Genomic DNA, 10,438 nt, shown 5'->3' on the forward strand with positions numbered 1-10,438 from the left:
GGGTCAAACAACGTTATCATCGGGTCCAAAGCGCCTTTCGTCTCACTCTCTTTTCATATCTTTAATTAAACATTTGAACCGGCCGAATAATCAGCGACAGTCCCATCAAAGTTGATAACCTGTCCATTATGATTTTCGCCATCGGTGGCAAAGCCAGCAATCAATTCACCTGCCTCATCTGAGGTCTTAACAAAATCACCTTGAATATGATTATTCAAATCCGTTGAAACTGCCCCTGGCATAACAGCCATAATTTCAACTGGCAGTTCTTGTTGGGTAAATTCCAAGCCAAAATCCTTGGTCATCACGTTCAATGGGGCCTTTGCTGCCTGATATGCAAGTGGGTGCCACCAAGCATTTGGCTCAATTGGCACTGAAACGTTCACAATTTTACCAGCGTTTTTAATCAAGACTGGTAATAGACCCTTGGTTAACTCATATGGCCCAATGAAGTCCACCATATACGTCTCGATTAATTCTTGGGCCTCAAATTCCCAAGCCGTCCGGCCCATGTCACCAGAAATACCAGCGTTGTTCACTAATAAACTAAAATCTGCTTCTTGCTTTGTAATGTCAGCAACCGCATGTTGAATACTGTTCAAATCAGAAACATCAATCAATTGTAATTTGGCATCTCCATATGCGCGTAATGCCTCAACCGCAGCTAAACCACGTTGTTCGTCACGTGCGCCTACCAATACACGATAGCCTTGTTGCAAAAGGGCCTTCGCAATACCAAACCCGATGCCTTTATTAGCTCCGGTAACCAATGCTGTTTTAGTCATTCTCTTTCTCCCGTTGTTCATTCACATACTTTTCATAACGCGCAATCTTAAAGTTAACCCCATCTAGGCTCGCTTCACGCATTGCAATCTGATCATAAATATCTTGACGGTGCGCTACTAACATTGCCAATCTTTTGGGAATTGTTGCATCTCCTTCAACAATCCAATCAACATACTGCTTAATTTGGCCAATGGTCATGTCCGTGTTCTTCAAATGTTGAATCGTCTTCAGCAATGAGATTTGCATTTCCGTAAAAACACGACGATCTGCCTCGTCACGTTCAATAAACGGCAAAAGCCCCCGTTTATCGTAAAAACGCAACGTCGATTCCGGCACGCCAAACATTTCAGCCGTCTCACCAATTGTGTAAGTTTTCGCCATTCATTCACCTCACTAACTTTGTGTACACTACTATATCAGTTAAACCTCGGTTTAAGTCAAACATTTCTTCTCCAGCAAACAAAACGGCCGTCAGTTGGGAGTCTGACGGCCGTTTCGGATCAAGTCGCATGGGCTTGCGACGATCTATATCGTTTAAGGAGTATTCAGGTTGTCACCTGAAAAAGTAGAAAGAATTATGAATAGGGTTTGTTCTATGGGTTTGTTGATTAGGTGGGTTCCCTTTCAACACAATTAATCATATGACGATTAGCTTAAGGCAAAACTAACGGCAACTAAAAGCTAGCTTAACTTCACTGAATCGGCCGTAAAATAATTTGATTCCCATCTGTTTTAACTTCAAATGTCGTCTCGGCACCATGCGGTAACATCGACGCTGGCATTTCAAAATCAAAGTCAATCTTATCTGCATGTCGTACCGGCCGAACCCGTTCAACAGCCAACTGCACTTGATTGTGCCATTGCATCAGCACCCGCAAGTCTTGGCGCGAATACACAGTTTGGTCAGAAACCGCAAATAGCTGATCGATAATAAACGCATTGACATTCCGCAACATTGCAATCCGACGACTCGCTGAAGTTGTCGGCAAATTACCGGTTTCATATTGTTCAATACTAGCCCGCGAAAGTCCTAATAACGTCGCGAACCCACGTTGTGAAATTCCAATCTTGTGTCGAATTAATTTAATTTCATCTTGATATACCAGATGATGCACCTTGGCGTATGCCCTATACACGGCTTCTAACCGTTCGTCATCTAATTTTTGATCAAAAACCACTTCTCCCGTTTTCTGATAACGACGTTCAGCAACATTAGTAACTGTCACTTCTTCCCCACGTACTTTCGTCGTTACATCAACTAACACAACTTCTGTATCAGATTCTGGTACCACAGTATCTAAGCTCTCAATATAGTACGTCATTTATTCTCCTTAGATTCATGTATTGAAATGATGAATAACATCTCTAACCTGATTTGTAACTTGAAATATAAGCCGCGCTGCCCCTCACGTCTGATGAACACCCAAATCCATTCACCTTCATGATTCCGATCCGGATCGGGACCTTTAACATACTCAGCAAACGTTAACGCCGCAACCATACGTTAAATTGTCCCAATTCGCAGGCCATAGCTCTCAATAAAGTCTAAATTTACCTGTCGCGGTACAATAACCACTCGATTCTGAGCAATCAGATTATTTGAATTGGCTAAAAACGTTTCAACTAGTTGCCGTGACGAGCTATTGAATAAACCCATGTATCCCTCATTTCCTAAATCATATCATTGCCCTAAATTTAGGGCAATGATATAGCGCGTTGTGTTTATCACAGCAGCTATCGATCACGTCGGAGGTCTTAACCCGCTGACATTCCCAGTCTGCTTTATCTAATACAGACAATGAGATTAGTTATTTTTCCAAAACAAAAAAGACTGGGACAGCAGTCACTGTCTCAGTCTCCTTATACCAAGTCACGTTTTTTAAAACCAATATAACCGACAATCAGCAACACGACAGCTAATCCGCATAACCAACTACTACGAACAACCGACAAGCTAACAACCGGCACATTGTAGGTCCAGCCATACGGCGACAGTTTTAATGCCCACATTGGCAAATCCATGAGATTCTTCATGTAGGTCATTAAAAACATCACGCCCGCGTAGCCGTAAATTAACCCAAACCAACGCGGTGCCCATCCCAGTAACACAGCCGCAATTGCTATAAGCACTGCGATACTTGGCACATAACCTACCAGAGCTTGTTGCATCATGGTCACATCCATTGGCACTGTCAGAACCATATTAGCGGTAAACCAAACGATCATAAAGGCCACCCCCCACAAGCAAAGTGCCACAATCATTGCACCACTAACATACGTCGCATAGAGTTTAAGACGCGTTAATCGCATGCCACCGAGTAAGTCGTATGCCCCACGGACGGTGTCTGTATGAAACCGTTGCATCACATTTAGCCCGGCCAAGATGGCCAAGAAACTAATAAACATGCTAACCATCACCAAAAAGTGTCGGTAGATGGCATGATGCATGCTCGCTTCAAGTTGCGCGCCGATAATTTTAGTTAGCTGCGGGTTATCAATCATCATCGTACCCACCTCATGAAACAAGCTACCAAACATAGCGCCAAAAAATGCCAAGCCGACCAACCACGTCAACACTAGTCGGGCTTGCAAACGCACAAATAAACTCGTAAACCCACGTAACCAAACGGTCGCCCGTTGCCGACCGCGCCCTGCAAATTGGATTAGCCCAGCGTTAATGTCCCGCCCGTTAACGAGCGCTAACGCAATCAAGCCCAATACAATCGCAAACCAGCCTTGCGTTAAAATTGCCCCCGCTCGGTTATCTGCGAAAATGCGAGCACTTTCAAGCCAATTTAATGGTGACAACCATCGCCATTCCGCGGCTCGACGAACGTCAATCACCGCACGCAGCACATACATTACCGCAATGACACCATATCCAATGGCATTAACTGAGCGAGATTCCGCGAATAATTGGCTTAATACCAAGGTGATACCGGCCACCATGAGGCCAAACGTCCCCAATAATGTCGCAAAAAGTATCGCGCCGCCACTGGTTGCACCATGCATGGGAATTAGCACCACCCCAATTCCCATCGTCATGGTCATCAAAACATTCACACCCAGCACTTCAAAAATCGTTGCTAAGACCGGCGTAGTCGCCGTTGTGACACCTCCTCGAATCAGTTCTGTTTCACCGGACTCTTCCATTTGACGAGTACCGCGAACCACCAGTTGTACGTTCATCAAACCCATTAATACCGCCATAATCGGCAGCATGATTGCGGCATATACGATTGCAACAGTATACTGCGATAATTCTGGCATCCGTGCGAACATGGCCGTCATCATGGGCGTTCGTAACATGGTTAGCAATTGATCTAATGTTTCCGGCGAATTATATAAATCCGCTAATTTTAGCGCACCAGACACAATCAGGCTAAAATTCACCAATAGCCAAACGATGATTACGCGATAATCACTTTTTAAATTAGCCCCTAACAACCACCACATATTACGATTCATGCGCCACAGCCCCCGTATCATAATATTGCATGAATAAATCTTCTAGCGTTGGTGGCGTGACCTTCAAATCCGTTACGCCTGCCGTCACTAATGCCGTCATTGTTTTAGGTAATAACGCACGGGCTACCGTAAAGGAAATTTCGCCATTTAATTCTTGATGAAACTTCGGATAATCCTGAAACGGTGTCCAATCCTGGACTTGCGCATTAATACGCAGGGCCGCGTGCTCTTGCAAATCAGTCAAGGAACCAACTTCAACAATCCGTCCTTGCCGAATCACTGCCACACAGTCCACGACCTTTTCAACCTCCGATAAAATGTGTGAACTAAGTAGCACTGTTTTCCCCGCCTGCTTTAACGCTAATATCTGATCTTGAAAATTGCGCGCCTGGAGGGGGTCGAGACCACTCGTTGGCTCATCAAAGATATACAAGTCAACATTTGCACTAAACGCTGCAATTAACGCCACCTTTTGTCGATTACCTTTCGAGTACGTGCGGTTCTTCTTACGCGGATCTAATTCGAATAATTTAATCAAATCATCAACTCGTTTTGTCCGGGCATGACCACCCATCCGCAACAGCAAATCAATCGTTTCGCCACCGGTTAAATTAGGCCATAGATAAACATCCCCTGGCACATAAGCAATATGTTTATGGGTATCCAATACATTGCCCGTTGCGTCTTCACCCATCAACTTAATCGTGCCACTGTCACGCTTCAACAAACCAAGTACTGAGCGGATTGTCGTTGTTTTGCCAGCTCCATTCGGTCCTAAAAAGCCAAACACTTGGCCTTGGTTAACTGTAAATGAGACATCCGACAAGGCTTGGAACTTGCCGAACGTCTTATTTAGATGTGATATTTCCAATACTTTCGTCATATTTCATCCCATTTCTTCTGAATATACCTACTGTATCGAAAAAATATTGTCGAACCGCAATCAAAAAGCGAGATTCGCATGAATCTCGCCTATCATTTAATGTCGTCGTTGTTCAAAACTGTAAATTGCGGTGCCCAAGATCGCAAAGCCAACCCCGACCAAAACGGTCGTAAAGGCAAAAGTTGTAAATAAATACGCAACAACCAAGCATGTTAAGTAGGTTAACCACCTACCACCTGGTAGTTCAAAGCCAGTCGGCAATGTTTTATCGTTGCGCAACTTCAGTGAAGCAAAAATCGTGCCTAAGTACTGGACAAAATCACTCAACACAATGAGCTTAATCAAAAACAAATAGCTGCCACTTAAAATCAAACCACCCGCAATCAACATCGTTAATAACACCGCGCCGACGGGAGCCCCATAACGATTCGTCCGCGATAACTCCCGTGGCAAAAAGCCACGTTCACGTGCCATCGAGGCCAGTTCAATTGGCGAGTTGAACGAAGTTGCAATCGCTACCCCAATAATTGAAAGCATCATGCCAGTAATAATAACCGTACGGCCAATACGTCCCAAAATAGTATTGAAAATATCAGCAACCGGTAATGACGAGCCAGCCAATCCGGGACCCAAAACTGACATTGCCACCAACTGCATCAATACGAAAATAGCTGTGGTGGCAAGCATGACCGTCAAGATGGCGCGCGGCAACATTTTACCAGGGTTCTTCATCTCTTTCGCTGCAATTGGGATTAAAGAAAAACCGGTAAACATGTAAAAGGCGTTCCCAAAGGCCCCTGAAAAGTCCGCCACCGGCTTGGCTTGTGCCACCGCAAAATGATCAACATGCCCAAGAACAAACCAGACTACCGTCGCGATGAAGACCGCCACAATCACCCCAATTTTAATTAAACTCGACATATCATCAATACGACTCGAAATTCCCGTGCCAAACAGGTTCATAATAATTAGCAACGTCATAATCGTTAAGGCCAAGCCGTTATAAACCACTGGTGTGCCAACGGCCGGCACCAAACCGGTCAATGTTTTTAAAAACGCTGCCGATTCGGCACTGATGGTAATTACCCCAAATAACCAACCAAACCAGCCGACTAAGAAACCTGGATAATGGCCAAACGCCTTTAAGGTATACACCCACGCGCCACCATCTTCATCAATCCTGGATGACATCACCGCATAATGCATGGCGATTAATGTCGCCGCAATGCCTGCTAATGCAATCGCAAGCAAAACGAGTTGCCCACCTTGTTTATACATCGTACTTGGCAGCAAAAACAAGCCACCACCAATGACCCCATTTACGCCTAAGAGCACCACGCTGGGGAACCCGATGCCCGCTTTCATCTTTTTCATACGTTTGCATCCCCCTTATGCCGTTAGTCTACGCTTAATTCGTGCCTTTTTCATTTACAACCTGGTAAGACAGGACGATAATAATCGCAACAAAGCAAAGGAGGCCACGAACATGACCACATTAGGAACATACGAGACGTTGGCACACGCCTACAACAACACAAGCACGATTACTTACCCAATCGAAGAAACGCTCTCAGTGGGCACTTATAAGGTTATCGATCAAGATGGCCTTCAAATGCACATTACGAATGCGATTGATGGTGTGACTGAAATCCGCTTTGATGCCGATGCGGATGACCGCCGTTACCCTGGCACCTTCCAAGGATTTGAATTTGGGATGAACTGGACACACCCATCATTTATCGGGGCCTTTTTGAAGGCAAAGCGCACGCCCGGCCAGCACTTCCTTGGTGACAACGGCACGGCTGCATACGATGCCATCGTTGATGAAAACAATCATTTGACGGTAACCTTGACCCCATCTGCTAACTAAAGTACATTGCAATTTTTGTCCAGTCCCCGTATGCTAACTGAAACAACACTTATCGGAGGGACGTTATGGCAAGTCGGACACAACGTCGACAAAAACGACACCCACTACGTAAGCTAGGCCAGCTACTATTGGGCGGATTATTGCTTTTGCTGTTGGCTGGCGCGGGTTATGCAACATATGTTATCCACCAGGCACCAACTATTACGCAGGCAAAACTGCAGGCCAACCCTGGTGATGAAAACAATCAAATCTATGTGCGCTATGACAGTATTCCGGAAAACTATCGCAATGCCGTCATTGCGACAGAGGATCGCTCGTTTGAATCAAACAACGGCGTCAATATGGGCGGGCTATTCAACCTCATTACGTCAAATGTGATGGCACAGTTCGGCGACGGTACTGCTCGCGGTGGTTCATCCATTACGCAACAGTTGGTCAAATTAACCGCTTTTTCAACTTCAAAAGCGGATCAAACACCCCGTCGAAAAATTCAAGAAATCTATCTGGCCTTGCAGTTGACGAAAAACTTCAGCAAGCCACAGATTTTTGAGTATTACGCTAATAAGATCTATGAAGGTCATGAATTATATGGCGCGCAAACCATTGCGTATTATTACTTTGGCGAGCCATTAAGCAGTTTGACACTTTCTCAAACCGCGATAATCGCCGGCTTAGGCCAAAGTCCAACCAACTTTAATCTGTATACCAATCCAGATTTAGTGGCACGGCGCCGAAATATCGTATTAGCTGCGATGCTCGATGATAACAAAATTAACCATCATGAATACGAAGAGGCAAAAGCAACCAGCGTTACTGACGGACTTTTGCCTCGTTAACGAAAAATCCGCGAATTGCACTTCGCGGATTTTTTGTTTGTCAGTCATTCATTTTGCGACTGATACGCTTGTAAAAATGCGTAGGCTGTAGCTGCCGACGTGAATACCGGCAGTTGTTTATTCATCGCGTCATGCCAAAGTGTCATCTGTTGATCTGCTTGCGGTGATGCCACCGGTATCTTGCGGGTATCAATCAGCACATCACCTTGTTCAACCCGTTCACACTGGCGCCGGGTCTTAAAACCGGCGTTAACGAAAGCCAACTCAAGTGCAACGGCTTCTTGGTCATCGTCTGTTAACAAGACCGCAACCCCTGGCGTCGCTGGCACCTTTATGCCGGCGCTGGTAAAAGCCTTGTAGAGTGCCACGTCGAACGTCTCGGCACGCCCCATCGCTTCACCCGTTGATTTCATCTCCGGACCCAATAATTGGGTGACGCCTGGTAATTTACTGAATGAAAAAACAGGCGCTTTAACCGCCACCGTGGTTGGCACTTGCTGCACACCATCCTGATAGCCTAAGTCTGCTAATTTCGTCCCGAGCATCACTTGCGTCGCCAATTGCGCTAATGGTACGTCAGTCACTTTTGAGATAAATGGCACCGTACGCGACGCCCGTGGATTCACTTCGATAACATAGGCCGTGTCGTCTTGAATCACAAATTGCACATTTAACAAACCGACAATTTGCAATTCGCGGGCTAGCGCTGTCGCAGCTGCAATCATCTTTGCTTGTCGTGATTCTGAAAGCACCTGTGGTGGATAGACACTCATCGAGTCACCTGAATGAATACCGGCTGGTTCAATGTGCTCCATAACCCCTGGCGTCACAACGGTTTCACCGTCACTTAAGACATCTAGTTCTGCCTCCATGCCAACCACGTATTGGTCAATTAATACGGGGTGATCATGGGACACCGCCACGGCCCGACTCATATAATCGGCCAAAGCTGCCTCGTTAGTGACAATTTCCATTGCACGACCACCCAATACATAGCTTGGTCGAACTAACACCGGATAACCAATTGATTTAGCAATCTTCACCGCTTCCTTGACCGTCGTCGCCGTTTGACCAATTGGTTGTGGCAACTGTAGCTTTTCAATGACTTGATTAAACGATGCCCGATCTTCCGCGCGATTCAAGTCTGCCACTGAGGTTCCCAGTATATTAATCCCGTGCTTTTCTAAATCAGCAGCTAAATTAATGGCCGTTTGACCACCAAATTGCACGATAACGCCCACCGGCTGTTCTAGCGCCACCACTTCACGCACATCCTCAAACGTTAACGGCTCAAAATACAACTTATCCGAAATTGAAAAATCAGTTGAGACAGTTTCCGGATTTGAATTCATCACAATCGCTTCGTACCCCGCTGATTGTATCGCCTTGACCGCATGCACGGTCGCATAATCGAACTCAACCCCCTGCCCAATTCGAATCGGACCAGAACCAATTACCAATACCGATGGCCGTTGGGTTACCCGGGCTTCATTCTCTTTACCATACGTTGCATAATAGTACGGCGTCACCGCGTCAAATTCGCCTGCTACCGTATCAACCATTTTATAGACAGGTTTTATGTCATGGTCGATTCGTAACTGCCAAACATCATCGCTTGTCCACTGCCAAAGTTCAGCAATTGTGGCATCCGCAAAACCGCGCCGTTTTGCCAACGCAAGCATCGTGCTATCACCTGGCGCTTGTTGTAGTTGTTGCGCAAGCGTCACAATGTTCACGAGCTTATCTAGAAAATAATTATCAATTTTGGTAGCGTCGTGTAATTCAGTTGGTGTCACACCACGACGCAATAGTTCGGCCAACATAAACAACCGATCATCACGAGCCGGCCATAAATGGGCCAACAATTCTGAGGTTGCCCACTCCTCATACTGCACATCGTTTAATCCGGTCACCCCAATTTCTAACGATCGGATTGCTTTCAAAAGTGCCTCTTCTAAATTCCGCCCGATTGCCATAACTTCGCCGGTCGCCTTCATCTGTGTGCCCAACTGTCGGTTAGCTGTTTTAAATTTATCAAATGGCCATCGTGGAATTTTGACAATCACATAATCCAAGGCTGGCTCAAAGTCCGCCAAAGTCGTCTCTGTCACCGGATTTTTGATTTCGTCCAAGGATAATCCCACGGCAATTTTGGCTGCCATCTTCGCAATCGGGTACCCCGTCGCTTTTGACGCCAGTGCAGACGAGCGACTAACCCGCGGATTAACTTCAATGATGGCGTATTTGTCACTGTCAGGTGCCAACGCCATTTGAATATTTACCCCACCGGCAATATCCAATGCGCGAATAATTTTTAATGCCGCATCACGCAACATCTGATAATCCACATCCGATAATGTTTGAACCGGCGCAACGACAATTGAATCGCCCGTGTGAATCCCAACTGGATCAAAATTTTCCATCGACGCCACAATCAAGGCATTGTCCTTTGTGTCGCGCATGACCTCAAACTCGATTTCTTTGTAGCCCGCAATGGATTCCTCAATTAGCACCTGTGTAACCGGTGAAAGATCCAACCCGTGTTGGGTAATTTGAACCAATTCCGCTTCGTTCTGGGCGATTCCCCCACCGGAC

Annotated in this window: 9 protein-coding genes; 2 read left to right on the forward strand and 7 right to left on the reverse strand. The window is 45.9% G+C overall.

All coding sequences use genetic code 11. From position 1 onward, the window contains the following. Positions 1-65: 65 nt before the first annotated feature. The 6 genes from WEIDD23_RS06965 to WEIDD23_RS06995 all read right to left on the reverse strand — a co-directional run bounded on the left by WEIDD23_RS06965 (position 66) and on the right by WEIDD23_RS06995 (position 6,511). Positions 66-785 carry an SDR family NAD(P)-dependent oxidoreductase gene (locus tag WEIDD23_RS06965; protein WP_010373273.1) on the reverse strand — a complete coding sequence of 240 codons (720 nt, stop codon included), beginning with the start codon at positions 783-785 and terminating at the stop codon, positions 66-68. Beyond that, positions 778-1,167: a MerR family transcriptional regulator gene (locus WEIDD23_RS06970; protein WP_010373275.1), complete on the reverse strand. Its 390-nt coding sequence runs from the start codon at positions 1,165-1,167 to the stop codon at positions 778-780. Before WEIDD23_RS06970 ends, WEIDD23_RS06965 begins: the two co-directional genes overlap by 8 nt. Before the next feature lie 311 nt (positions 1,168-1,478). After that, positions 1,479-2,108 carry a type II TA system antitoxin MqsA family protein gene (locus WEIDD23_RS06975; RefSeq protein WP_010373277.1) on the reverse strand — a complete coding sequence of 210 codons (630 nt, stop codon included), beginning with the start codon at positions 2,106-2,108 and terminating at the stop codon, positions 1,479-1,481. A 538-nt stretch (positions 2,109-2,646) separates the two neighbouring features. Beyond that, positions 2,647-4,254, reverse strand: a complete 1,608-nt coding sequence (locus WEIDD23_RS06985) for an ABC transporter permease (protein WP_010373282.1) — start codon at positions 4,252-4,254, stop codon at positions 2,647-2,649. Further along, positions 4,244-5,137, reverse strand: a complete 894-nt coding sequence (locus WEIDD23_RS06990; protein WP_010373283.1) for an ABC transporter ATP-binding protein — start codon at positions 5,135-5,137, stop codon at positions 4,244-4,246. Before WEIDD23_RS06990 ends, WEIDD23_RS06985 begins: the two co-directional genes overlap by 11 nt. A 96-nt stretch (positions 5,138-5,233) precedes the next feature. Further along, positions 5,234-6,511: an APC family permease gene (locus WEIDD23_RS06995; protein ID WP_062358865.1), complete on the reverse strand. Its 1,278-nt coding sequence runs from the start codon at positions 6,509-6,511 to the stop codon at positions 5,234-5,236. Positions 6,512-6,623: 112 nt separating this feature from the next. Here WEIDD23_RS06995 and WEIDD23_RS07000 point away from each other — a divergent pair, with 112 nt between their 5' ends. Both WEIDD23_RS07000 and WEIDD23_RS07005 read left to right on the forward strand, forming a co-directional pair. Continuing rightward, the gene (locus WEIDD23_RS07000; RefSeq protein WP_043710461.1) at positions 6,624-7,007 is read left to right on the forward strand and encodes a hypothetical protein; all 384 of its coding nucleotides are present in this window, start codon (positions 6,624-6,626) and stop codon (positions 7,005-7,007) included. A 128-nt stretch (positions 7,008-7,135) separates the two neighbouring features. Further along, the gene (locus WEIDD23_RS07005) at positions 7,136-7,843 is read left to right on the forward strand and encodes a biosynthetic peptidoglycan transglycosylase (RefSeq protein ID WP_229103707.1); all 708 of its coding nucleotides are present in this window, start codon (positions 7,136-7,138) and stop codon (positions 7,841-7,843) included. Positions 7,844-7,887: 44 nt separating this feature from the next. Here the strand turns inward: WEIDD23_RS07005 and carB are convergent. Then, on the reverse strand, positions 7,888-10,438 hold a 2,551-nt coding region (gene carB / locus WEIDD23_RS07010), incomplete at its 5' end, for a carbamoyl-phosphate synthase large subunit (protein WP_062358866.1).

It is taken from the genome of Weissella sp. DD23, from assembly GCF_001579105.1.
Classification (GTDB): Bacteria; Bacillota; Bacilli; order Lactobacillales; family Lactobacillaceae; genus Weissella; species Weissella cibaria.